Genomic DNA, 23,704 nt, shown 5'->3' on the forward strand with positions numbered 1-23,704 from the left:
CTCCCCAAACCCCGTGGCCGTAACCGCCGAGACCAAGGGGGCCTCGACCCCGCGCGCCGAAGGCGCGCCAAAAAACACAGCACCTTCACGAGCAAGCCCCCATATCCACCTTCGCGGTCGGCTCCACATCACACCGTCCGGCCCCGCGGCCACCACGCCCACCACGCGGTCCTGCCCACACCGTCTACCAGCACCGGCCCCCGCAATCCCACGCGGCGCGAATCGGACACACGATCACCCCGGCACCCCCTAAACTTTCCTGCGATGGACATCCTCAGCAGCCGCATCATCCTGCGACCCCGGGACTACGCGACCACCCTGGCCTTCTATCGGGACTCCCTCGGCCTGGCGATCTACCGCGAATACCCGGGTGGAACCGTCTTCTTCGCCGGGCAGTCGCTGATCGAGGTGGCGGGGCACGGCGGTTCCGAGACCGATCCGCGAGGTTTCGCGGGTGCGCTCTGGTTGCAGGTGCGCGATGTCGGCGCGGTGGCCGTGGAACTGACGCTCAACGGGGTGGCGATCGACCGGGCGCCGGTGACCGAACCGTGGGGCCTGGTGGAGATGTGGGTGAAGGACCCGGACGGGGTACCGATCGTGCTGGTCGAGGTGCCGGAGAACCATCCGATCCGGCGGGACACCCGCTGATCCGGGGTGGGTGCGAGTTTTCTGCCGGGTTGCCAACCCCCGGCCCCCCGGGCGACGATACGATCGGATGGCCGCCCGATCACCGACGCCCGGTGCGACCGCTTTCGTACCGTCCGACGAGTGAATCGCAGTCCCATGCCTGGCCCAGCCCAATCCGATCAGCCGGCTCCGGCGCCCTGCCCCGGCGGCTTCGACCCCTGCTGTCCGCTTTCCGGCGGGCATGAAACCATCGCTGCCGTGAGCGAGCGCAGCGAGCGAATCGCGGCCTTCCGGAGAGCCGGGGACAAGGCGCGGCCGTGACGAAAACCTTGCGTACTCTGCCCATACCCACCGGCAGCGGAGTCAGCGATGTACTACCGCATCTGCGGCAGGTGCTGGACGGTAGCGGGTCGGCGGCCTGGTTGCCGGTCCCGGCCGGCGACCGGCGCGAGGCGCGTCGACTGGCTGACGCGCTCGCCCCGGGCGAGCCGATCGCCGACGATATCGCATTGGTGGTCACCACCTCCGGTACCACCGGGGTCCCGAAGGGCGCCATGCTCACCGCGGCCGCCCTGCGGGCCAGTGGTGATGCCACCCATGAACGGCTCGGCGGCCCCGGTAGCTGGCTGCTCGCCCTGCCCACTCATCACATCGCCGGATTGCAGGTGCTGCTGCGGTCGTTGCTGGCCGGTACCGAGCCGACGGTGGTGGATGTGTCGGGCGGTTTCCTGCCCGAGGCGCTGGCGGGCGCGATCGCGGGTATGCCCGGTGAACGCCGGTACACCTCGCTGGTGCCGACCCAGTTGATCAAGGTCCTGGAGACACCCGCCGCGACAGCCGCGCTCGTCGAACTGGACGCGGTGCTGATCGGTGGTGCCGCGATCCCGTCGCCGGTGTACGAGCGGGCCCGGGACGCCGGGATCAATGTCGTGCGCACCTACGGGATGAGTGAGACCTGCGGCGGCTGTGTCTACGACGGTGTCCCGCTGACCGGGGCCCGGGTGCGGATCGAGAACGACCGCATCCTGCTCGGTGGCGCGATGCTCGCCGCCGGGTACCGCAATATGCCCGACCATCCGGCGTTCGCCGAACCGGGCTGGTTCCGCACCGACGACGCGGGCGTCTTCCAGGACGGCGTACTGCGCGTCCTGGGACGGTTGGACGAAGCGATCAGCACCGGCGGCCTGCTGGTGATCCCGCAGGTGGTGGAGGCGGTCCTCGCCACCCATTCCGCGGTGTCGGAATGCGTGGTGCTGGGCCTACCCGACGACAGGCTGGGCCAGCGGGTGGCGCTGGCGGTGGTACCCGTGCCCGGATCCGCGCCCACGCTCGACGAGTTGCGCGAGCATGTACTGGCCGAACTCGATGCCGTGGCCGCCCCGCGCGAACTCGCCCTCGTCGACGAGATCCCGCTGCTGGGACCGGGGAAACCCGATCGCGGCGCGCTGCGCAGACACCTGCTGGCCGAGTCGGCGCCCTGAGCGAGCGGTCCGCGGCGGGAACCCGCCGCGGACCGAGCTCGGTGGGTCAGGACTCGTCGTCGCCGTAGTCGCCTTCGTAATCGTCCCCCAGCGGGACCGCGATGGACTGTTCGGCGATATCGGCCGGGTTCGCATCCCATTCGTCGGGACGCCCGCCGATCAGCGCGGGCTCGTCGGGTACCGGCACATCGTCGGGCACCGACCGGGGATCGATTTCGCCGTAGGCGGCCTCGTCGGGATAGGCCGGTGCGGCCTGTTCGGCGCGGTCGGCCTCGGGCACTGCTTCGAAGGTGTCCGGATCGATCGTCCGGGGCATCTTGTCACGCTGGGCCATGATGGGCTCCTCTCCTCCGTATACGCCTCGCCGGGCGACTACCCGCCGAGAGGAAGATCAGTCCAACCTTGTCGAGAATGCCCCGGACGATCCGATCGGGCAAGTAACGGTTCCGCGCGTCACAGTTCCTGAAGGCCCTGGTCGGGCAGGCCGGCGTTCCCGGGCCACATCGCTACGGCCGCACGACCGACGCCGGGACCCGCGAAGAGGTGTCGACGACCCATCCGGCCGAGGGACCGGCGCTCCGCTCGCGCTGTCCGTGATCTGAGATAGGCCCGGCCCGACCGCGCGCATTAGGCTGCGGAGATGGCTACCGCAGCACAATGGATCGAGGGCGCCCGGCCCAGAACTCTGCCGAACGCGATCGCCCCCGTCGTGGCCGGTACCGGCGCCGCTGCCGCCATCGACGGCGCGGTGTGGTGGAAAGCACTATTGGCATTGGGTGTTTCCCTGGCGCTCATCATCGGGGTCAATTTCGCCAACGACTACTCCGACGGCATCCGCGGCACCGACGACGAACGCGTCGGCCCGCTGCGGCTGGTCGGCTCCGGGCTGGCCTCCCCCGCCGCGGTACGGGGCGCCGCGGTCGCGAGTCTCGCGGTCGGCGCGGTGCTGGGGCTGATCCTGGCGGTGCTGTCGGCACCCTGGCTGCTGTTGGTCGGCGCGGTGTGCCTGGCGGGCGCCTGGTTCTACACCGGCGGGAGCAAGCCCTACGGCTACAGCGGTTTCGGCGAGATCGCCGTTTTCGTGTTCTTCGGCCTGGTGGCGGTGCTGGGTACGCAGTACGTGCAGGCGCTGCGAATCGACTGGGCCGGGGTGGCGCTCGCGGTCGGGGTGGGGGCGTTCTCCAGCGCGGTCCTGGTGGCCAACAACCTGCGCGATATCCCCACCGACAGCGAAACCGGTAAGACGACGCTGGCGGTGAAACTGGGCGACACCCGCACCCGCACCGTACATCTGGTCCTGCTGGTGGTCCCGTTCGTCCTGACCCTGGCGCTGGTGGCCCGCACCCCCTGGGCTCTGGCCGGCCTGCTGGCCCTCCCCTTGGCCGTCCGCGCGAACGCCCCCGTCCGGGCGAATCGCGCCGGCCTGGAGCTGATTCCCGCCCTGCGCGATTCCGGTCTCGCCCTACTCGCCTGGTCCGTGCTGTCCGCCGGCGCCCTCTGGCTCGGCACCCGATAACTCCGAACCCATCTTTCCCGCGGCCGACCGAGGCCCCTCGCCCCCGCGACACGGAGGCGGCGCCGAAGGAACTGCTCAGTCGTTGTCCGGGATCACGATGCCGATGGCCCAGTTGACGAGGGTGACGATGATCGCGCCCAGGAACGCCGCCCAGAATCCGTCGATCCGCAGGCCGTAGTCGGTGGCCTCGGTGATCCAGGCCGTGAGCCACAGCATCAGCGCGTTGATCACCAGCAGGAACAGGCCGAGGGTCAGGATGACCAGCGGTAACGACAGTAGGTTCACCAGCGGTTTGACGAAGGCGTTCACCACGGTGAACACCGCCGCCACCGCGAGCAGGACGACGATCTTCGCGCCGTTGCCCTGGTCGGGCGGGGAGACGAGTTCGATATCGCCGACCCATAACGCGGCGAGCCAGATGGCGAAGGCGGTGCCGATCAACCGGAGCACAAGCTGCATAGCCCATGCTAAGCACACCGGAGCGTCGCGCGCCGGATACCACGGGATTCCGGCCCCGGCCGGCGGCGTCCGGGAGACGCCGCGCGGGCCGGGCCGGTCGCGCTCATGCCGCCTTGTCGAGCAAGGTGTGGATCTCACCGCGCAGGCGGGTGATCACCTCGGTGCCGCCGAGCAGTTCGGTGGTGACGGGGCCGGGCGCGCGCAGGATTCCGAGCAGGACATGCCCCGATTCGATGGACCTGTCCTTGCGCGCGAGAGCTTCACGTAGCGACAGCTCCAGTGCTTTCTTCGCGGGGGACGTGAACGGGATATGCCCGAAACGTCCACCGCGGCGCCGGCCGCGCAGCCCCCGGGACTCGCCCGCGGGGACCGCCCGGTCCAGCGCGTCGGCACCGAAGCCGGCTTCAAGGCTTTCACGCACCGCGTCCAGGTCGATGCCGATGGAGCGCAGCGCCTCGGCGTCGCCGGAGCCCAGCGGTTCGTCGGCGTGCGCGGTGCCGAGGTGCTGCCGGGCACGCTGCAGGGTGAGACCGTTCCGTTCCAGGAGTGATCGCAACGGTGGTTCGCCCTGCTCCAGCAGCCCGAGCAGGAGATGTTCGACCCCGATCTCGGGTGACCGCAGCTCCCGCGCCTGTTCCTGTGCCGCGACGACCGCCATTCTGGCGTTCCGGGCGAATCTCTCGAACATCTACCGGCTCCTACCTTTTCGGGTGTGCTTCTGATGGACCGCCTGTTTGCTGACCTCGAGTGCGTCGGCGATGGCCTGCCAGGACCAGCCCTGGTCGCGGGCATTGCCCACCTGGATCGCTTCGAGCCGCTCGAGGAGTCTCCGCAGCGCCAGCACCGCCCGTAGACCCACCGCGGGGTCCGGGCTGCCCGCCGCGGCGGCCAGCGTGGTTGCTTCAGTCATACGTCAATTTTTATTGACACCTGCGCCCGATGTCAACAAAAATTGACGACAGGTGTACGCAATCGCGACGCAAGAGCCGTGCAAGACGGGAAGAGGACCGTAGCCGCTATGACGAATCACGAATCCGCGACCACCTTCGCGATCGAGGCGAACGACCTGGTCAAGGTGTTCGGCACCCAGCGGGCCGTCGACGGGGTGAGCTTGGCCGTGCCGCAGGGCTCGGTCTACGGCGTACTCGGGCCGAACGGGGCGGGAAAGACCACGACCATCCGCATGCTGGCCACTCTGCTGTGCCCCGACGGCGGCAGCGCTCGGGTGTTCGGCCACGATGTCGTCGCCGAACCGGGCGCCGTACGGTCGCTCATCGGTGTCACCGGCCAGTACGCCTCGGTCGACGAGGACCTGACCGCCACCGAGAACCTGATGGTCTTCTCCCGGCTGCTCGGGCTGAGCCGATCGGCGGCCAGACGCCGGACCGCCGAACTACTGGAGGAATTCGACCTCACCGACGCGGCGAACAAATCGCTGAAGAACTTCTCCGGCGGGATGCGCCGCCGGCTGGACCTGGCGGCCGGTCTCATCGCGACTCCGCCGCTGCTGTTCCTCGACGAGCCGACCACCGGCCTCGATCCGCGCACCCGGGCCCAGATGTGGGAGACGATCCGCAGGCTGGTGCGAGGTGGCACGACCGTCCTGCTCACCACCCAGTACTTGGACGAAGCCGATCAGCTGGCCGACCGGATCGCGGTGATCGATCACGGCCGGGTCATCGCCGACGGCACCGCCGACGAACTGAAGGCCTCCATCGGCGGGTCCTCGCTCCAGCTGACCCTGGCCGACCGGTCCCACCTCGACATCGCCCGCCGGATCATCGCCGAGGTGCTACGTACCGAGGCCCAGACCACACCGGAGGCCGGTCGGCTCACCGCGGCGCTGCCCGATCCGAACGGCACCACCGATCTGCTGGTCCGCCTGCGCGACCACGCGATCGCGGTGGAGGAGATCACAGTGACCAAACCCAGCCTCGACGAAGTATTCCTGACCCTCACCGGCCATCCGGCCGAATCCGATACCGAGACCGAACGGACCGCAGCATGACCACGACACTGACCGGACCCGCGCCCGTGGTGGCGCCGCCGGTGCCGGGCCCGGCCGCCCGCATCGGCCTGCGCCGAACCCTCGACAACACCTTGACCATGGCCTACCGGGGCCTGCTCAAGATCAAGCACAATCCCGAGCAGCTCTTCGACGTGGTGATCCAGCCGGTGATCTTCACCCTGATGTTCACCTACATCTTCGGCGGGGCCATCTCCGGCGATGTGAAGAGCTATCTGCCGGTGATCATTCCGGGCATTCTCGTCCAAACCGTGGTGATGACCTCGGTGGTCACCGGCGTACAGCTCAAAGAGGATATGGAGAAGGGCGTCTTCGACCGCTTCAAATCCTTGCCCATCGCCCGGATCGCCGCGCTCTCCGGTGCGCTGACCGCCGATATGGTGCGCTACGGGATCGCCTCGGTGCTGACCGTGGTGATGGGTTTCCTCATGGGCTTCCGGCCGGAGCCGGCCGGTGTCCCGCTGGCCGTGCTGCTGGTGGTGGCCTGCTCCTTCGCCACCAGCTGGATCTGGGCCTTCTTCGGCGTGATCGCCAACAAGGCCTCGGCGGTACAGGGCTACTCCATGCTGGTCATGTTCCCGCTCACCTTCGCCTCCCCGGCCTTCGTGCCCAAGGAGACGATGCCGGGCTGGCTGCAGGCGTTCATCGACGTCAATCCGGTTTCCCACCTGGTCTGGGCCTGCCGTGACCTGATGAACACCGGGCATATCGGCATGCCCGTCGTCTGGTCCCTGGTCGGCGCCGCGGCGATCGTCGCGGTCTTCGCGCCGCTGACCGTCCGGGCCTATATGCGCCGGGCCTGACGACCGCGACCGCCGGGTCCGCTCAATCGGCCACGATCCGATCGAGCGGGCCCGGCGTCCTCCTGGCGATCCCAACGGCCAACTCCAGGATCCGCGCGGCGGCCACATTCCTGCGCGACCCGCGCGCGGCCGCCAGCGCCGCGTCCAGCCGCGACGCACCGATCCGGTCCCGCCACAGCGCGCAGTGACGTTCCCACCGGATCACCGGATAGTCCTGCCGACCCGCCACCACCGGCGCCAGCGCGAGCAACTCGACCGCGGCCTCGGTCCGCTCGTCCAGGGCCAGCAAACCCGACCCCAGCGCACAGGCCACCGCCCCGATCTGCGGCAGGTCCGGGACGCTGTCGAGCCGGTCCAATGCCATCCCGGCGAGTTCGGGCAGCAGTGCCGCGACCGCCTCGGCGCGACCGGCGAGCACATGCGCGGCGACGGTCGTGGCGCACATCAACAACGCCCCCGGGCCCGGCGTGAATTCGCCTTCCTGCCAGGCCAGCAGGTCCAACGCCCGCCGGAAATGGGCCAGCCCGGCCTCGATATCGCCTTCGGCGAGCTCGACTTCGGCCAGGCCCGCCGCGATCGTGGACAGCCGATGGTTGCGGCGGATGGTCGGGTCGTCGACCAGTTCCAGTCCCGCCCGGCCGGAACCGGACAGGCCCAGTGCCGCCGCCAGCTCCCGGCGCGCCCGCGCCGGCTCCCCGATACCGGCCAGGCCGACAGCCAGATACGACCGCACCTCGAGGCTTTCGTCGTAGGCGCGGATCCGGAGCAGCAACTCGGCCGCCTCTTCGTAATAGCCGACCGATTCGCGGTAGTGCGCGATCTGCCCGTCCAATGCGCCCAGATGCTGCACCACCATCGCGCGATTCCACACCTGCGCCTCGCCGGTGAGCGACCGGGCGGCCTGCGCGTCACGGCGGGAGGCATGGATGCGGCCCATGTTCTCCCAGATATTCGCCCGGGCCACCAGCGCGACGACCCTGATCTGCGCGTCACCGGCACGCGCCCCGTCCGCGAGCAGCCGGGCCAGCCGCACCGCGTCGGCGGGACAGGTCAGCAGCAGCCCGAGATAGCGCAGGGTTCCGGTCATCCCGACGGCGTGCCGCAGCAGCGCACGGACCCGGAATCGGACCACGGCCAACTCCCGGAGGCCGCGTGTCATGAAAGCCAGGTGCAGCGCGGTCATGGCATGGCCGAGCATGTGCAGATCCGCGTGGGTGCCCGATGCGCGCTCCGGCGGCGGCAGCGCCAGCAGCCGCGGAATCCAGCCCAGCAGTTCCACGTGGGCCCCGTGCGCCACCCATCGCATGGCGACCGCCGGGAACACGGCGTACACGGTGAACCGGTCCCGGTCCGCCTCGGCGCGGCGCAGCACCGCGACCAGGTTGTCGAGTTCCGCGACCATCAGCAGGGCCGGCCCGAGCTCGTCACCCGCGAGGTATCGCTGCGCGACCGTCACCGCGAATTCGCACGCCCAGCGCGCCATCCGCGATTCCACGAGTTCGACCTCGCCGCCGTTCTCCTGCTCGGCCGCCATCAGCTGCTGCTCACCGAATTCGCGGACGGTCTCCAGCATCCGGTAGCGCACGCCCACGACGGGATCGGCATCGGGGCCCGTGTCCTCGACAACGGTCAGCAGCGACTGCCCGACCAGTCCGTCGACGGCGGTCGCGATATCGCCGACCTCCGGATCACCGGCCACCACCTCCGCCGCGTCGAGCGTGAAACCCGCCGGGAACCGGCACATCCGGCGCAGCGCGATCTGCTGGGAGGGCTCCAGCAGATTCCAGCTCCAGGCGATGACCGCGCGCAGCGTGCGGTGCCGTTCCGGTGAGGTGCGGTCACCGGTACGCAAGAGCGCGAAACGTTGGTCGAGCCGCCGCTCGATATCCTCCACGCTCATGGTCCGTACCCGGGCGGCGGCGAGTTCGATGGCCAGCGGCAACCCGTCCAGCGTATGGCAGAGCCTGGCCACCACCGCCGGGTCCAGCCGCACCGACGGCCGTACCGCACGAGCCCGCGCGGCGAACAGATCGGTCGCCGGCGAGCCGGCCGGATCGATCGCCAACGGCGCCAGCGGATACACCGTTTCGGCGGTGATCGCCAGCGGGGATCTGCTGGTGGTGAGCACGGTCAGCTGGGGGCAACTGCCCACCAGATCCGCGACCACCATGGCCGCACCGTCGATCAGATGTTCACAGTTGTCCAGGACCAGCAGCATCGGCCGGGCCGACAGCGCGTCGCGGAGCCGGCGACTGCTGTCGATGGGCGGACGCACCTGCGGCAGCGTGCGATCCCGCACGGTCTCCCCGAGACCCACCGCCCCCGCGATCGCGGACTCGACATCCACCACCGCGTCCCGGCTCGTACCGTCCGGGCGCACCGAGGCCAGCTCCACCAGCACCACCGGCCGATCCGCGGCCGACCGGGCGGCGAGTTCATTGGCCACCCGAGTTTTTCCGGCCCCGCCCGGACCGAGCACGGTGGTCACCCGCGAAACCCGGAGCAGGCGGGCCAGTTCCGCGAGATCGTCGGCACGGCCGAGCAGCGGATTGGGCGCCGCCCGCACGCCGACCGCGGAGACCGGCGGTGCCGGCGGGACCGGTTCCGGCCGGCTCGTTTTCGCGCGGGTCCCGGAACCGCCGCGCAGGATCGCGGTATTGAGTTCGGTGATCGCGGCCCCGGGGTCGGTACCGAGCTCGGTGGCCAGGGTCGTCCGCAGCGCGGCGAAAACGTCCAGGGCTTCGCTGTCGCGGCCCGCGGCGGCGAGCAGGCGCATCAGAGTCCGGGCGCGGGCCTCGTCGGCGGGCCGCCGCCGCGACTGCGCGCGGGCGATCTCGACGGCACCGTCCAGATCACCGCAGGCCTCCCGGGCCGCCCGCTCGATATCGTCGAGTTCGCCGGCGTATTCCGCGGCCAGTTCGGCGAGTTCGGTGGCCGGTTCGCTGGGCGGCAGCTCGGTGCCCGGCTCACCGGACCACAGGCCGCGGGCGCGTTCCACAATGGCCAGTGCCGCGGCCGGATCGCCCGCGGCCAATACGGCACCGGCCCGGCGCGCCGACTCCCGCACGGCCGTCAGGTCCACCTGTTCCGGCCCGAGCGCGAGCCGATATCCGGCCGGGCCCGCCGCCAACACCCCCTCCGGCAAAGCGGCCCGCAGCCGCGAGATCTGCGTGTGCAGGGCGTTCATCGGTGAGCGCGGAGGTTCGTCACCCCAGACATCCTCGATGAGCCGGGCGGCGCCGCGGCTGCGTCCCGGCCGCAGCGCCAGCGCGACCAGCAGCAACCGGGCCCGGGTGCCCGGCAGCGCCACCAGTTCGGTGTCGCGGCGCAGCGCGATACGACCCAGCAGCGTCACCACGAGTGTTTCGTCCGCGGACGCCGGGATCACCGGAGGACGGCCGTGCGAACGGCCCGGATCGAGAACCATACCGACGTCATCGTATGCGCCGCGCCGCGGCGTGAGCGCGTCCTGACCGCCGCGGCCGCGGCGTCAGGCGCGCCACCGGCCGGTGGACAGGAACTCCTCCAGTACGGCGGTACGCTCGGTCAGGTCCCAGCCCTGGCCGGCGACCCATTCGTCGCTGTAGTAGGTGCCCGCGTAGCGTTCACCGCCGTCGCACAGCAGCGTGACCACGCTGCCGCTGTGCCCGGCCGCCAGCATCTGGGCGATCAGCGCGCACGCGCCCCAGAAGTTGGTTCCCGTGGAACCGCCCACCTTCCGGCCGAGGCCCCGGCTCGCGAACCGGGCCGCGGCGATGGAGGCGGCGTCGGGGACGTGGATCATCCGGTCCACCACCTCCGGGACGAACGAGGGTTCCATCCGGGGCCGCCCGATTCCCTCGATCCGCGACGGCATACCGGTCGTGTAGTCGCGCAGCCCGGTTTCGTAGGCGCCGTAGAACGCGGAGTTGTCCGGATCCACCACCGCCAGCCGGGTCGGATAGCGGCGGTAGCGCAGATACCGGCCGATGGTCGCGCTGGTACCGCCGGTACCGGCGCCGACCACGATCCACTCCGGCACCGGGTGGGATTCCAGGGTCAGCTGGTCGAAGATGGACTCGGCGATATTGTTGTTCCCGCGCCAGTCCGTCGCGCGTTCGGCGTTGGTGAACTGGTCCAGATAGTGCCCGCCGCATTCGGCGGCCAGCCGGGCCGCCTCGGTGTACATCTCGGGCGGGCGCCGGACGTAGTGGCACCGCCCGCCCTGGGCTTCGATGAGCGCGATCTTCTGCGGTGAGGTGTTGGCCGGAACCACCGCCACGAATTCCAGGCCGAGCAGCTGGGCGAAATACGCCTCGCTCACCGCGGTCGACCCGGAGGATGCCTCGACGATCGTGGTCCCCTCGGTGATCCAGCCGTTGCACAGGGCGTAGAGGAACAGGGACCGGGCCAGCCGATGCTTCAGACTGCCGGTGATGTGGGTGGATTCGTCCTTGAGGTAGAGCTGTACGTTCCAGTCGGCGGGCAGCGGGTAGCGCAGCAGATGAGTGTCCGCGCTGCGCTGGGCGTCGGCGTCGATGAGCCGGACCGCCTCGTCGGCCCAGTCGCGCGGGTTGCCGCGCGCACAGGTCTTCACGCCGGGCCGCCGGGGCTGCCCTTTTCCCCCCGCTCCGGATCGGTTTCCGGCGCGCTGTCCACGGTGGTCCCGGACCCCTCCGCGGCGGGCTTCTCCGGCGTCTCTGTTCCGGTCTCCCCGCGCAGCCGGGCCCGCAACTGCGCCTTGTCCCGGCGGCGGCGTTCGTCCACGGCCGCGATATCGGTGTTCACCTTCGCCCGCAGCCCTTTGAACAGGGTGAGGGAGAGCGGCAACGCGATGACGATCGCGAAGAGAATGGCGACGACCAGCGGAATCTGTACGCCGATCACCGCGGTCACGGCCATGATCACGGCGGTGAGCAGCACGACCAGCGCCAGCCGGGCCAGGGTGTAGAGAGCCAGATTGCGTGCCAGCCGACGGCCCGGCGACGTACCGGGCCGGGGGGCGTTCGGTTCCTCGGATAGGTTCTCGTCACTCACCTGACCAGCGTAAGCGACGTGCCGAACCCCTTGTACGGCGTATCCGTTTTGTCCATTACCTCCGCTTTACCAACAGTAGGTGGTTCGAACACCCGGGGGTCGCGGTGCCACTATGTCGGAATCCGATGAGAGAACGTGACGAAACAGAAAGGTTTGCCATGACCGCGATCGCCATGGGGGCGCAGGAGAACCTGTTGACCCCGGGCCAGGTTGCCGCCCTGTTCCACGTAGACCCCAAGACCGTCACCCGCTGGGCGCATGCGGGACGGCTCGGCTCGCTGCGCACCCCGGGTGGCCATCGCCGGTTCCGCGAAACGGAGGTGATGCGGTTGCTCGAATCGCTCACCACCGAGGCGACCGTACGCGGCAGCTGAAGCAGCATCCGCACAGACGGCGTCACCACGCGGGGCGAGAGCTCGGCCGCTCACCGCACGCGGCTGAGCTCGACCGGCCCCGGGCGTACCGCCGGCGGGTGCGGTGACGCGCGGCCCCGACACAGAGCGGACCACGACCGCGCCGAAGGTCACGCAGCGGAGTGCACGGCCGCCACACGGGCGGAGATATGGGAAGAGCGCCCGGCCGGAGAGGTGGCCCGCTCCGCGGCCGCACTTACCCCGTAGCGGCCCGTGGAGTTAACCTCGTTGGAGGAGGTGAGCCACGTGATGTACCTGTTGGCACTCATCGCGATCGTGGCGATCGTGGTGCTGTGCTGGAAGGCATTCGGCCCCGGGCAGAGCACGCCCACTCCGGGACCGACCCGAAAGCGTGTTCTCGGCCCGGATGACGATCCCGAATTCCTCTGGCGTATCTCGCGTCAGCAGAAACACCGGGACGGCGATCCGGGGCCCGCCGAACACTGACCCCACTCCCCGTCGAACGCCCGGCCGCGGGGTATTTCCCCGCGGTCCGGCGGGCACGTTCAATCGCTGGTGCTGTCCAGTTGGGGCAGCCCTTCCACAGCCCGTAATTTATCCGCGACCACGGCCAGACGGTCTAGCGCCTCGGCCGGTAATCCGACCGCGGTGCGAACCAATCTGACCAACGAGTCCGGTTCCAGGCCGCAGATGAGCGCGTTGTTCGCGGCCACGGATGCGCAACAATCGGCATCGCCGCTGTTATCCGAACTGAAATTCTCCGAATCCACTGCCGCTCTCCTCATTGCTCGCCGCGCTCTGGAGGGGAAATGACCGGTCACACCCGATAAACCGCAAGCCGGGCCCTGTACAGTTCAGCAAATAATCCGCCCGAACAATAGCAACCGTGCATTGCGGCGGAGTAACGATCATTACGGCCCGAGAAATGGCCGTCCGATCAGGTCAGGCCGGAGTAGCTGTGCAGGCCCGAAACGACCAGATTGATGATGAAGAGGTTGAACAGCATCGCCACGAAACCCGCCACATTGATCCACGCGGCTTTCGTGTCCCGCCAGCCCGAGGTGGCCCGCGCGTGCAGGTACGCGGCGTAGAGCACCCAGGCGATGAACGAGCAGGTCTCCTTGGGATCCCAGCCCCAGAACCGCCCCCAGGCCGCCTCGGCCCAGATCGCCCCGAGAATGACCCCGGCGCCGAAGAGCGGGAACCCGATGATGGTGGTGCGGTAGGCCAGCCGGTCCAGTGTGCGGGCATCGGGCAGTCGGCGCGCGATCGCGCCGAGGATATTCGAGGATTCGGCGCCCTCGGGCTGACGCAGCCGGTACAGGAACAGCAGGCTCGCCACACCCGACACCAGGAACACTCCGCTGCCCAGGCTCACGATCGTGACGTGCAGCGGCAGCCAGAACGAGCGCAACGCGGGCACCACCGGGGCCGCGTCCGTATACAGCACCGTGCCCGCGAGGAACATCAGGATCAGCATGGGCACGAGCAGGAACACCCACATTGCCCGGTACCGCGCGTCCCGCATGAACACCAGGCCGACGACCGCCGCGGCCGCGGTCGCCATCGAGACGAACTCGTACATATTGCCGAGGGGGAACCGACCGGTGGAGAAACCGCGCAGCACGATCGAGCCCACGTGCAGGCCCACCGCCACGAACAGCACCGAGAAGGCGATATTGCCGAGCCGCTCGGACAGCGGCAGCGTCGGAGTCTCGACGATCCGGCCGGGGGTCTCACTGCCCGCGGCGACGCCACCGGCGGGGACCAGCTCCCGCTCACTCACCTGCCGGACCCGCGCGGAGGCGTACTGCACGGTCAATAGCAGCAGCACCAGCGCGTACACGACGATCGACGTCTTGTAGGCGAGGTCGCTGTAGCCGGCGAGCGTATCGTCGATCGGCATCGTTACATCTCCCGTGTTCGTACCGCGGTGCTCGGTGGGCAGCGCTGCTGCCCGTGCGTGGTCGCCCACGCGGGTGCTCAGGGGCGGCGATCAGTCGCCGGACGCGTCCAGCAGCCGGTGCCGCAGGCGATCGAACTCTCCGCCCCAGCCGGCCTGATCGGTACGGGCCAGTCCGCCCATCTCTACTACGACGCGTCGTTGCTCCACGGTACCCTCCGGGGTCACCCGCAACCAGACCCGCCTCCGCGAAACCAGCAGCGAGACCAGCAGGCCGCCCATCATCACCAGCGCGCTGACCAGGACCCACTGCTGCGCCGGATCATGCGACACCTGGAGATTCACGAACTCCTCGGCGCCGTCGAAACGCACCTCGGTGCCGCCCGGCAGCGTCGTGGTCTCGCCCGGCCGCAGATTCACCCGGGCCTCCTTGGTGAGCCGGCCCTGCGCCACCATCTCCTGGTCCAGCGCGAAGATCGACTGCGGGCGGCCGGTATCCAGACCGGTGTCGCCGCGATAGACATCCACCGCCACCGCCGGATCGGTCATCTCCGGGTACACCGAGGTGAGCAGCGACCCGTGGAAACCGGCGGTCGGCGCGAACAGCCCCTCGATCGCGATCTGGTTCTGCCGCCGCTCGGCTTCGGTGGCGAACATCCCGCCCGGTGGATCGATGCGCAGCACCCCGCTGGAGAGGAAGGTCTGCATATCGTTGGGCTGCCACTGCACGGTCTCGGTGCGTTTCTCACCGTTCGGGAAGGTGACGGTGAACGTCGGCGCGTAGCCGTGCCCCTGCAGGTAGACCCGGTCTCCGCCGACCCGCAGCGGATGGTTCACCCGGAGGGTCGTATCCCGCCAGGTACCGGCGGCCAGATCCGCGCCCTCCTGATACGAGATATCGGAGGTGAACATCTCGGCCTGACCGTTGTCGAGATAGTCGGCCCGGAAATTCTTCACCTTCACGCACATCGGGGTCATCCCCGTGCCGTCGTTGACATTCCCGGCCCGGAAGGAATCGAAAACCGCCGGCGAGGTGGTGCAGAAACCGGGGCCGTTGTTCGCGACGACGATCACATTGCCCTCGTAGCCGAACAGCTTGCCTACCGCGATCGCCACCAGCAGACCCACCAGAGCCAGGTGGAACACGAGATTACCCAGCTCGCGGGTGTAGCCCTTCTCCGCCGAGAGTGTCACCTCGCCGTCGCGCTCCCCCGGCCGGGTCTCGATACGCCAGCCGCGCAGCCGCGTCCGGGCCCGCTCGACGACCTCGTCCGCGCTGCCGTCGAGCACCGCCCGATGGTGGTGCGGCAGGCGGGCCAGATTGCGCGGCACCCGCACCGGCGGGGTCCGCAGGGCGCGGTAGTGGTCCACCGTGCGCGGCAGGATGCAGCCCACGAGGGAGATGAACAGCAGCACGTAGACCGCGGTGAACCAGAAACTGGAGAACACGTCGAACAGCTCGAACCGGTCCATCCACGCACCGAGTACCGGCCGGTCGGCGATATAGGTCGCGACCTTCTGTTCGTTCAGGCTGCGCTGCGGCAGCAGGGCGCCGGGTATCGCGGCCAAGGCCAGCAGGAACAGCAGCACCAACGCGGTCCGCATACTGGTGAGCCCACGCCAGGCGTTGCGCACCAGCGCGCGGGCCCGGCCCAGCGGGGACTGCCGGGGCGGTAGGACGGGGGGTGCATCAGGAGGCATCGTCACGGTCATATCGGCAACGTCACCTCGGCGACGAAACCGTCACGGACCCAGCCGACGAATTGGTCCCAGGCTCCGGTGACCAATGCCGCGCCCACCGCGACCAGCAGTATTCCGCCGACGATCTGGATCCGGCGGGAATTGCGCCGCAGCCACCCCACACCGCGCAGCGCACTCGCCGACCCGAAAGCCAGGATCACGAACGGGAGACCGAGTCCCAGGCAGTAGGCGACGATGAGGGCCACCCCGCGCACCGCGGTGGTGCCCTCGGTCCCGGCGGCCACCGCCATCACACCCGACAGCGTCGGTCCCAGGCACGGAGTCCAGCCGAGCGCGAAGACCGCACCGAGCAGCGGGGCCCCGGCGATCCCGGCGAGCCGCCGGGGTTCCATCCGGGTATCGCGCTGCAGTGCCGGGATGAGACCCAGGAACGCCAGTCCCATCACGATGGTGACCACACCGCCCAGGCGCTGCAGCAGCTCCCGGTTGACGTTGAGTGTCTGGATCAGCCCGAACACGGTGGCGGTGGCCAGCACGAACACCACCGTGAAACCGGCGACGAACAGCCCCGCCGCGCCCGCGACCCGCAGCCGACCCGATTCGGGCACGGGCGCGGTCTCCGCGTCGGCGGGGGTTTCGGTGAGCACCGCCGTGGCGGTACCGCCGGCGGGCGTGGCGTGCTGGTTACGCCGCGCCTGATCCACGGTCACCGGCGGCGCCTGCGCACCGACCAGACCGGCCAGGTACGACAGATACCCCGGCACCAGCGGCACCACGCACGGCGAAGCGAACGACACCAGACCGGCCAACAGGCAGGCGCCGAGGGCGAGCAACAACGGCCCGGTGGCCGCTGTCTGCTGGAACGATTCCCCCACTCCTGCCAACACCGTCAACGCGAACTACGCTCCGAATCGCCCTCGGAGTTGTTCACGCGCCGCTCGTCGCCGCGACCACCCGGCGCGGTCGATCCCCGGCCGCCCGACGGGCGCGAACTAGACACCCGCCGGTCGCTGCCGGGCTGCTGGGTCGCGGGCTGTAGCTCCCACGAGCCGAGCGAGGACTTCACCAGTACTTCGGCCCGGACTCCGCGCGGTGGCCGGGTGGCCCCGTAGCGGCGTACGCCTCGGGATCGAAGACTTCTCATGATGCTCCCTCCGCGGCGATGTTCTGCACCACCGGTAAAAGATCTTCGGCGAGTAGGGCGCGCAAGAAAACCGCTGCTACCCGATGGTCCCGATCCAGCACCAGAGTTGTGGGAATGACACTGGTCGGGAAATTTCCACCGAGCGCCAGCAGTGTGCGCATCGACGGGTCGTAGATCGACGGATAACCGACGTGGTTATCGATGACGAAATCTCGTGCTTTGTCCTGCTGGAAATCACGGACATTGATCCCGAGGAAAGCCACCCCGAGATCTTTGGTCTGCTCGTAGACCTGTTCGAGCGCGGGGGCTTCACCGCGGCAGGGCCCGCACCACTGCCCCCACAGATTGATGACGACGACCTGGCCCGGGAAATCCTCCACCGAGACGTTCTTCCCGGTATCGGACATCAGTTCCGGACCCGAGAGCTTGCCGATCGTGCCGCGCGCGGACGGCGGATCGTAGAAGATATCGGTCTGCCCGCCCGGCGAGACGAATTCGAAGGTCCCGCCGGTGGCCACCGCGTCGGTACCGGTCGAACAGGCCGACGCGATCAGGCACAGCAGTGCGGCGAGCGCCGGCAGCAACCGGAACCGGAAAGCCGCGGCACCATTCTTCATGCGCTCTGCCTTCCGGCGCGTGAACGGGCGCCCCGCGTGGTCACGCTGCGCTACCGCCTCCGGACGCTGACCGTTCATGCGCTCTGCCTTCCGGCGCATGAACGGGCGCCCCGCGTGGTCACGCTGCGCTACCGCCTCCGGACGCTGACCGTTCATGCGCCGTGCACCGTCGGATCCGAACCGCCCGCGGGCTCCGAGTAGACGATATCGACGAGCGTGTCGCCCCGGTACACCAGCGAGGTGAGCGAGGCCAGACCGCACTGCCGGGTGCGCGGATCGTGCCAGAGGCGCTGACCCTGCAGGAACCGGCGCAGCGTCCACACCGGCAGCTGATGGGAGACCAGCACCGCCTCGCGACCGGCCGACTCCACCCGGGCCTTGTTCACCGCGGCCAGCATGCGGTGCGCGATCTGCAGGTAGGGCTCTCCCCAGGACGGGGTGAACGGATCGCGCAGCTTCCACCAGTGCCGGGGTTTGCGCAGGGCGCCGTCACCGACCGACACCCGCAAACCCTCGAAGGTGTTACCGGCCTCGATGAGGTTCTCGTCGGTGCGCACGATCAACCCGTGCCGTCCCGCGATGGGTTCGGCGGTCTCCTGCGCGCGCTGCAGCGGCGACGCGATGACCAGAGCGATATCGTGATCGGCCAGTGCCCGCGCGACCGCGCCGGCCTGCGCCCGCCCGGTCACCGACAGACCGAAGCCGGGCAGCCTGCCGTAGAGGATTCCGCGCGGATTGTGCACTTCACCGTGTCGCAGCACGTGCACGATGGTTTCGACCGATTCGGCGTCGGAGGTACCGGTCGACGGCGCGGCCGCGGCCACCTCACCCGGCGTGCCGGGATCGGCGCCGGTCTCCGCCGCGGGAACGGTGGGTCCGGTGGTGGAGATCGGATCGTCCCGGTCCTCCGGGGCGGCGGATACGCGCTCGGGATCGGGCTTGCTCACGCGCGATTTCCTTCGGGTGTGGCGCTCGCGGCCGCTTCGGCGGCGGCGGGCAGAGCTGCGGCGATTCGGTCGAATGCGGCGTCGTCGAGTGCGGCCGAGACGAACCAGGCCTCGAACGCGCTGGGCGGCGCGTACACCCCGCCGTCGAGCAGCGCGTGGAAGAAGCCCGGATAGCGCCAGGTCGCGCTCGCCTTGGCGGCGGCGTAGTCGAGTACCGGTTCATCGGCGAAGAACACGCTGACCATATTGCCCGCGAACTGCACGCGGTGCGGGACCCCCGCGCCGGTGAGGGCGTCGGTGAGCAGAATCCCGAGCCGTTCGCTGTTGCGGTCCAGCGCGGCGTACACCGACTCGTCGGCCGCACGCAGGGTCGCGAGCCCGGCCGCCACGGCCACCGGATTCCCGGACAGGGTGCCGGCCTGGTAGACCGGGCCCAGCGGGGCCAGCCGGTCCATCACCTCGGCCCGGCCGCCGAACGCGGCCGCGGGCAGCCCGCCGCTCATCACCTTGCCGAAGGTGTAGAGGTCGGCGGCCACCGGATCGAGTCCGTACCAGCCGGCCCGGCTCACCCGGAATCCGGTCATCACCTCGTCCATGATGAGCAGCGCCCCGTGATCGGAGGTGATCCGGCGCAGTCCGGCATTGAAATCGGGCAGCGGCGCGACCGCGCCCATGTTCCCGGCGGCGGCCTCGGTGATCACCGCGGCGATCTCGCCGGGGTTCGCCTCGAAGGCGGCGCGCACGGCGTCCAGATCGTTGTAGGGCACCACAATGGTGTCGGCGGCCTGCGCCCCGGTGACACCGGGCGAGGTCGGCAGCGCGAATGTCGCGACGCCGGAACCGGCTTCGGCCAGCAGCGCGTCGACGTGACCGTGATAACAACCGGCGAATTTGATGATCTTGGCGCGTCCGGTGTACCCGCGCGCCAGCCGGACCGCGCTCATGGTCGCCTCGGTCCCGGAATTCACCAGCCGCACTTTCTGCACCGGAGCGACCCGCTCGACGATGAGTTCGGCCAGTTCCACCTCACCCGGTGTCGGCGCCCCGAACGACAACCCCGACCCCGCGACCTCGCGCACCGCCTCGACCACGGCCGGATGGGCGTGCCCGAGAATCATCGGCCCCCAGGAGCACACCAGATCGACGTAATCGTTACCGTCGGCGTCGGTCAGCCGACAGCCCCGGGCGGATGTGATGAACCTCGGCGTGCCGCCCACCGAGCCGAAGGCGCGCACCGGGGAATTGACACCACCGGGGACAACCGCTTCGGCTCGCTGGAAAAGCTGACTGGAGGCCGGCACCGCCGTACCGGCCACGCGCAGAGAACTCACGGCCTCCAGTTTGGCAGCCGCCCCCGGCGACGTCGACGACAGGGTGCGCATACGTGACATACGCCGCGACGACGACACCACCGAAGCGAAATACAGCCGGGTCAGGACCCGAGTGCGTACTCTCTGTCTGCATCGGAAAAAACAGCGGATCACCGGCCGGGGAGGTCGTTTTGCGAATTGCCAGGAGTACTGCGGCTCTTTCTCTGGTCTCGGTCGCTTTCGGAGCCCTGGCCACCGGCCTCGGCGCGGGTACGGCGGCAGCCGCCGAACCGGTCGTGGACCCCGACAACGCCCGCGCCGGCTTCCGGTTGAGCCAACCCGAGACCGCGGCGCTGGCCGCGGGCCCGATCCCGGCCCTGGTCGACCACACGGTCCCGCCCTCCCGGATCGGCGCCGGACTGGACAGCGACACCCGCCTCTACCGCGACGAGAACGGCGCCGTCCACGCCTCCCTGCGCCAGGTCATCCTCGAATCGGCCGACAACGGCGGTTCGGTCCTGGTGTTCTTCCACGTCCCGGGCGCACCGCACGGTCGAGTATTCGACATCTACCAGCAGTGGCGCTGACCGGGCCGGTTCAGCCTCGCCGCGGCGCCCGGACCAGCCGGGTGACGGCATCGATGACGGCGGTACCCGCGCCCGCCACCAACAGCATCGTGAGGAACAACCACGGCCCCGCGTAGCGGGTCGCGGTGTAGGCCGGGACGTCCCCGGTCGCCGGGAAATCGGTGTTCCGGACGCCCAGATTCCAGCAGAGCGCGGCCAGTGCCAGCGCGAGCACCGCCAGCGCGATATCGGCGGCCGGTACGACGAGCGAACGGTTCACAGGTATCCTCGGGTCGGCGGCTCGGATGCGATCGTGCCCGCGTGGCACCCGATAATCAATCGTCGCGACCGGTATCCGGCGCGCCGTCCTCGTCGACGTGGGGCGCGCCCACCACCCGAGTCAACGCAGACCGCAACGCGCGATGGTCCTTGGCCCACGTGCGGACCAGTTCGCCGTCGGTGCGACGCAAGCCGATCGCGGTACGTCGCCGTGGGACCCCGGTCAATTCGCCGAGCGCCCGGCCGCTCTCCCACGGTTCGTCGGCGTCCACCGGCAGCACCGCGGCGATGGACCGGACCGGTGTCGTCTCGGCCCCGTTGCGCAGGAAACCCTCGGTGAGTTCGACGCTGACATGGGTGCGTGCCGCATACACCTGCACCACCGCGAAACCACTGATCAGCACGGCGCAGAAGAGGAGGGCGAACCAGTGCGGTGTGACGCCCGCCGCGACCTCCACGGCCAGCAGCAGCGCACAGACCAGTGGTCCGTAGGCGACCGCCCGCCAGCGGGCTCCGGGCTCGGCGAAGAGAAGCTCCCCGGTCTCCGGGGCGGTGTCCACTCGATCAGACATGGGCGAACCGGCCGGAAGCGAGGGCCACTCGTATCAGCCGATGACGCCGGGAATCAGCAGAACCGCGACGGTGAGAACCCCGAACAGGACCAGAAGAGTCAGTACGAGCATGTCCCGCCGAATACTCTGTGGCTGCTGGATCACCACTCGCATCATTGCCTCCGATCCCCGGACGGTCAGGTCTCCCGTCCTACTGACCGGGTACCCGAGGCCGCCGGTTGGCATGTCCTCTGTGACAGCCCTCACCATACACGGCGGAATACCGGGAACAAACTCCGCGTTCCTTATCTGAATCGGCCACCGGCCCGCCGTCGGTAACAACGCGCAGGTCAGCGAGCCGGGTAACGACTCTCAACGGTTTCCGGGCGCCCCGGGTCCACGCGGCGGCAGGAAGAATTTCGCCGCTTCCGGGCGCTGGCACAGGAAGATCGCACCGCCGGCCAGTACCGCCTGCACGATGGACGCCGCCCCGGACAGCACGGGGCCGGCCCCCTCCACCACGCCGATGGAGAACAGTGCGATCACCCCGGAGATCACCACCCACATCCCGGCGAAGGTCAGCAGGGTCCGTGCCCACAACTTCCCGCGGCCGAGCTGATGCACGACCAGTACACCCAACGCGGCCACCGCCAGGCCCAGGATCACGCCCAGCACCGCGCCCACCGTGACCAGCAGGTCGACCATCGCCGGGGTGATCTGCGGGTCCGCCGCTTGCATCCGCTCCCGCAGATCCGCACCGAACCGCTCACGGTTGGCCAGGGTGTCGGCCAGGGACACGAACAACCGGCCCACACCCAGACCGATCACGCCCCACCACAGTTGCCGCGCGGTGACGATATCCACCGGCGGGGTCATGACAGCCAGAGCGCCGCCTCCGTCGCCCAATAGGTGAGCACGATATCCGCGCCCGCGCGGCGGATACCGGTCAGCGATTCCAGCACGGCCGTCCGGCGATCGATCCACCCGCGCTCGGCCGCGGCCGTGATCATCGAGAACTCCCCGGAAATCTGGTACGCCGCAACCGGAACCGGTGAACGGTCGGCGACCTCACGCAGAATATCCAGATACGACATGGCCGGTTTCACCATGACGATATCGGCACCCTGCTCCAGATCCAGCTCCAGCTCCCGGATCGACTCCCGGCGGTTGGCCGCGTCCTGCTGATAGGTCCGGCGGTCGCCCTGTAGCGACGACGCCACCGCCTCCCGGAAGGGACCGTAGAACGCCGACGCGTACTTGGCCGCATAGGCCAGGATCGCGGTATCGGTCCGGCCCGCCGCGTCCAGCCCGTCGCGGATCGCACCGACCTGACCGTCCATCATCCCGCTGGTGCCGAGCAGATCGGCGCCCGCCTCGGCCTGCGCCAGCGCCATCTCCACATACCGCCGCACCGTGCTGTCGTTGTCGACCGCGCCCGAGGCGTCCAGCACGCCGCAATGGCCGTGATCGGTGAACTCGTCGAGGCACGTATCGGCCATGACCACGGTGGAATCCCCCACCTCGGCGGCCAGCGCCCGCAACCCCCGGTTCAAGATGCCCTCCGGGTCGGTCGCGCCGCTCCCCACCGGATCCTTGTCCTCCGGCCTCGGCACCCCGAACAACATCAGACCGCCCACCCCGGCCGCCACGGCCTCGGCGGCGGCCTTGCGCAGGGAATCCAGTGAATGCTGGAACACGCCGGGCATCGAACCGATCTCCCGAGGCTCGGACAACCCATCCGCCACGAACATCGGCAACACCAGATGCCGCGGCTCCAGACTGGTCTCCGCCACCAGCCGCCGCAACGCCGGCGTACGCCGCAGGCGCCGCGGACGCTCGATACCGCTCATAGATCGAAGTCTAGGGGTGCCGGTGAGGGCGGGTTCGGCGCCCCTGACCGGGACAGGGAATTCCGGGGCCGGGAGGGGGCCGGCGCAATGCCCGAAGGATGCGACGGGTGAACGGCCGTAGCTGCCACCGGTGGGGGGAAAAGGGGCTCACCAGCGAAAGACGGATGAGGCGGTCGGCGGGCCCGGGACGCGAGGTGCGCGGGAGAGGGGTGGGAGCAACCTGGGAAGGCGAGAAGTGGGCTTACAGAGGTGGCCGGATGCAGGGGGCGGGGAACACGCGGCGACTGACCCGCGAAGGCAGAAAGTGCGCCTCACTCGCGACGACCGTATAGAGACGGGCTGACGAGGTTCGGCGTGGGTTTCTCGTGACGGTGGGGGGTGGGCTCGCTCGCCAAAGTAAGAGCGTGAGCTCAGGCCGCCAAAGCAAGAGCGTGAGCTCACCCGCCAAAGCGCTGTGTTTTTCGGCGCGCCTCCGGCGCGCGGGGTTGAGGCCCCCTTGGTCTCGCCGTTTCGGCCTCGAGACTTGCGCTTCGC

Annotated in this window: 26 protein-coding genes and 1 pseudogene; 8 read left to right on the plus strand and 19 right to left on the minus strand. The window is 69.5% G+C overall.

The genetic code is table 11. The features are described 5' to 3' along the window. Positions 1–264 precede the first annotated feature (264 nt). Positions 265–648: a VOC family protein gene (locus tag ABZV91_RS28570; protein WP_355248187.1), complete on the plus strand. Its 384-nt coding sequence runs from the start codon at positions 265–267 to the stop codon at positions 646–648. Between the two features lie 296 nt (positions 649–944). After that, positions 945–2,108 carry an o-succinylbenzoate--CoA ligase gene (gene menE / locus ABZV91_RS28575; RefSeq protein WP_355248189.1) on the plus strand — a complete coding sequence of 388 codons (1,164 nt, stop codon included), beginning with the start codon at positions 945–947 and terminating at the stop codon, positions 2,106–2,108. A 46-nt stretch (positions 2,109–2,154) separates the two neighbouring features. Here the strand turns inward: menE and ABZV91_RS28580 are convergent, their stop codons facing one another. Further along, positions 2,155–2,442 (minus strand): hypothetical protein, encoded by a 288-nt coding sequence (locus tag ABZV91_RS28580; protein ID WP_355248192.1) that lies wholly within the window; start codon positions 2,440–2,442, stop codon positions 2,155–2,157. Positions 2,443–2,748: 306 nt separating this feature from the next. On the opposite strand from ABZV91_RS28580, the gene ABZV91_RS28585 reads away from it, so the two are divergent. Beyond that, the gene (locus tag ABZV91_RS28585; RefSeq protein ID WP_355248194.1) at positions 2,749–3,624 is read left to right on the plus strand and encodes a 1,4-dihydroxy-2-naphthoate polyprenyltransferase; all 876 of its coding nucleotides are present in this window, start codon (positions 2,749–2,751) and stop codon (positions 3,622–3,624) included. Between the two features lie 75 nt (positions 3,625–3,699). Here the strand turns inward: ABZV91_RS28585 and ABZV91_RS28590 are convergent, their stop codons facing one another. The 3 genes from ABZV91_RS28590 to ABZV91_RS28600 all read right to left on the minus strand — a co-directional run bounded on the left by ABZV91_RS28590 (position 3,700) and on the right by ABZV91_RS28600 (position 4,993). Next, complete coding sequence (locus tag ABZV91_RS28590; RefSeq protein ID WP_355248197.1) at positions 3,700–4,083, minus strand: phage holin family protein; 384 nt, start codon at positions 4,081–4,083, stop codon at positions 3,700–3,702. A 103-nt stretch (positions 4,084–4,186) separates the two neighbouring features. Then, the gene (locus ABZV91_RS28595) at positions 4,187–4,771 is read right to left on the minus strand and encodes a Clp protease N-terminal domain-containing protein (RefSeq protein WP_355248200.1); all 585 of its coding nucleotides are present in this window, start codon (positions 4,769–4,771) and stop codon (positions 4,187–4,189) included. Continuing rightward, on the minus strand, positions 4,772–4,993 hold the full coding sequence (locus tag ABZV91_RS28600; RefSeq protein ID WP_355248203.1) for a helix-turn-helix domain-containing protein: 222 nt from the start codon (positions 4,991–4,993) through the stop codon (positions 4,772–4,774). A gap of 108 nt (positions 4,994–5,101) precedes the next feature. On the opposite strand from ABZV91_RS28600, the gene ABZV91_RS28605 reads away from it, so the two are divergent. Then, a complete protein-coding gene (locus ABZV91_RS28605; RefSeq protein WP_355248206.1) occupies positions 5,102–6,091 on the plus strand; it encodes an ATP-binding cassette domain-containing protein in 990 nt (329 codons plus the stop codon). After that, positions 6,088–6,912 (plus strand): ABC transporter permease, encoded by an 825-nt coding sequence (locus ABZV91_RS28610; protein WP_355248209.1) that lies wholly within the window; start codon positions 6,088–6,090, stop codon positions 6,910–6,912. The genes ABZV91_RS28605 and ABZV91_RS28610 overlap by 4 nt, the downstream gene beginning before the upstream one ends. A gap of 22 nt (positions 6,913–6,934) precedes the next feature. Here the strand turns inward: ABZV91_RS28610 and ABZV91_RS28615 are convergent, their stop codons facing one another. The 3 genes and pseudogenes from ABZV91_RS28615 to ABZV91_RS28625 all read right to left on the minus strand — a co-directional run. Next, a complete protein-coding gene (locus ABZV91_RS28615; protein WP_355248212.1) occupies positions 6,935–10,339 on the minus strand; it encodes a BTAD domain-containing putative transcriptional regulator in 3,405 nt (1,134 codons plus the stop codon). 63 nt (positions 10,340–10,402) lie between these two features. Further along, positions 10,403–11,488, minus strand: a complete 1,086-nt coding sequence (locus ABZV91_RS28620) for a PLP-dependent cysteine synthase family protein (protein ID WP_355248214.1) — start codon at positions 11,486–11,488, stop codon at positions 10,403–10,405. A gap of 113 nt (positions 11,489–11,601) precedes the next feature. After that, positions 11,602–11,862, minus strand: a pseudogene (locus ABZV91_RS28625) (DUF4229 domain-containing protein); the annotation flags it as partial. Between the two features lie 224 nt (positions 11,863–12,086). On the opposite strand from ABZV91_RS28625, the gene ABZV91_RS28630 reads away from it, so the two are divergent. After that, a complete protein-coding gene (locus ABZV91_RS28630) occupies positions 12,087–12,302 on the plus strand; it encodes a BldC family transcriptional regulator (protein WP_039826934.1) in 216 nt (71 codons plus the stop codon). Between the two features lie 285 nt (positions 12,303–12,587). After that, a complete protein-coding gene (locus ABZV91_RS28635) occupies positions 12,588–12,788 on the plus strand; it encodes a hypothetical protein (protein ID WP_355248217.1) in 201 nt (66 codons plus the stop codon). A 59-nt stretch (positions 12,789–12,847) separates the two neighbouring features. Here ABZV91_RS28635 and ABZV91_RS28640 read toward each other — a convergent pair whose 3' ends face one another. The 8 genes from ABZV91_RS28640 to hemL all read right to left on the minus strand — a co-directional run bounded on the left by ABZV91_RS28640 (position 12,848) and on the right by hemL (position 19,936). Beyond that, positions 12,848–13,072 (minus strand): hypothetical protein, encoded by a 225-nt coding sequence (locus ABZV91_RS28640; protein WP_030525604.1) that lies wholly within the window; start codon positions 13,070–13,072, stop codon positions 12,848–12,850. A 167-nt stretch (positions 13,073–13,239) separates the two neighbouring features. Beyond that, positions 13,240–14,208 carry a c-type cytochrome biogenesis protein CcsB gene (gene ccsB, locus ABZV91_RS28645; protein ID WP_355248220.1) on the minus strand — a complete coding sequence of 323 codons (969 nt, stop codon included), beginning with the start codon at positions 14,206–14,208 and terminating at the stop codon, positions 13,240–13,242. A 90-nt stretch (positions 14,209–14,298) separates the two neighbouring features. Next, complete coding sequence (locus ABZV91_RS28650) at positions 14,299–15,918, minus strand: cytochrome c biogenesis protein ResB (protein WP_355248223.1); 1,620 nt, start codon at positions 15,916–15,918, stop codon at positions 14,299–14,301. Then, complete coding sequence (locus tag ABZV91_RS28655) at positions 15,915–16,799, minus strand: cytochrome c biogenesis CcdA family protein (protein WP_355248226.1); 885 nt, start codon at positions 16,797–16,799, stop codon at positions 15,915–15,917. Before ABZV91_RS28655 ends, ABZV91_RS28650 begins: the two co-directional genes overlap by 4 nt. Further along, the gene (locus ABZV91_RS28660) at positions 16,796–17,050 is read right to left on the minus strand and encodes a hypothetical protein (RefSeq protein WP_355248229.1); all 255 of its coding nucleotides are present in this window, start codon (positions 17,048–17,050) and stop codon (positions 16,796–16,798) included. Before ABZV91_RS28660 ends, ABZV91_RS28655 begins: the two co-directional genes overlap by 4 nt. Further along, the gene (locus ABZV91_RS28665; protein ID WP_355248232.1) at positions 17,047–17,667 is read right to left on the minus strand and encodes a TlpA disulfide reductase family protein; all 621 of its coding nucleotides are present in this window, start codon (positions 17,665–17,667) and stop codon (positions 17,047–17,049) included. Before ABZV91_RS28665 ends, ABZV91_RS28660 begins: the two co-directional genes overlap by 4 nt. A gap of 152 nt (positions 17,668–17,819) precedes the next feature. Then, a complete protein-coding gene (locus ABZV91_RS28670) occupies positions 17,820–18,491 on the minus strand; it encodes a histidine phosphatase family protein (protein WP_355248250.1) in 672 nt (223 codons plus the stop codon). Between the two features lie 119 nt (positions 18,492–18,610). Further along, positions 18,611–19,936: a glutamate-1-semialdehyde 2,1-aminomutase gene (gene hemL / locus ABZV91_RS28675; RefSeq protein WP_355248253.1), complete on the minus strand. Its 1,326-nt coding sequence runs from the start codon at positions 19,934–19,936 to the stop codon at positions 18,611–18,613. 179 nt (positions 19,937–20,115) lie between these two features. Between hemL and ABZV91_RS28680 the strand changes: the two genes are divergently transcribed. Then, positions 20,116–20,511 (plus strand): hypothetical protein, encoded by a 396-nt coding sequence (locus tag ABZV91_RS28680; RefSeq protein ID WP_355248235.1) that lies wholly within the window; start codon positions 20,116–20,118, stop codon positions 20,509–20,511. A 10-nt stretch (positions 20,512–20,521) separates the two neighbouring features. On the opposite strand, the gene ABZV91_RS28685 is transcribed toward ABZV91_RS28680, so the two are convergent. From ABZV91_RS28685 to hemB, 4 genes are all read right to left on the minus strand, one after another. Then, the gene (locus ABZV91_RS28685) at positions 20,522–20,770 is read right to left on the minus strand and encodes a hypothetical protein (protein WP_355248238.1); all 249 of its coding nucleotides are present in this window, start codon (positions 20,768–20,770) and stop codon (positions 20,522–20,524) included. A gap of 55 nt (positions 20,771–20,825) precedes the next feature. Beyond that, positions 20,826–21,341: a hypothetical protein gene (locus ABZV91_RS28690; RefSeq protein ID WP_355248241.1), complete on the minus strand. Its 516-nt coding sequence runs from the start codon at positions 21,339–21,341 to the stop codon at positions 20,826–20,828. A 351-nt stretch (positions 21,342–21,692) separates the two neighbouring features. Further along, the gene (locus tag ABZV91_RS28695) at positions 21,693–22,196 is read right to left on the minus strand and encodes a hypothetical protein (protein ID WP_355248244.1); all 504 of its coding nucleotides are present in this window, start codon (positions 22,194–22,196) and stop codon (positions 21,693–21,695) included. Beyond that, positions 22,193–23,170: a porphobilinogen synthase gene (gene hemB / locus ABZV91_RS28700; protein WP_355248247.1), complete on the minus strand. Its 978-nt coding sequence runs from the start codon at positions 23,168–23,170 to the stop codon at positions 22,193–22,195. The genes ABZV91_RS28695 and hemB overlap by 4 nt, the downstream gene beginning before the upstream one ends. Positions 23,171–23,704: the final 534 nt, after the last annotated feature.

The sequence above is a fragment of the Nocardia sp. NPDC004568 genome (genome assembly GCF_040609955.1).
Lineage (GTDB): Bacteria > Actinomycetota > Actinomycetes > Mycobacteriales > Mycobacteriaceae > Nocardia.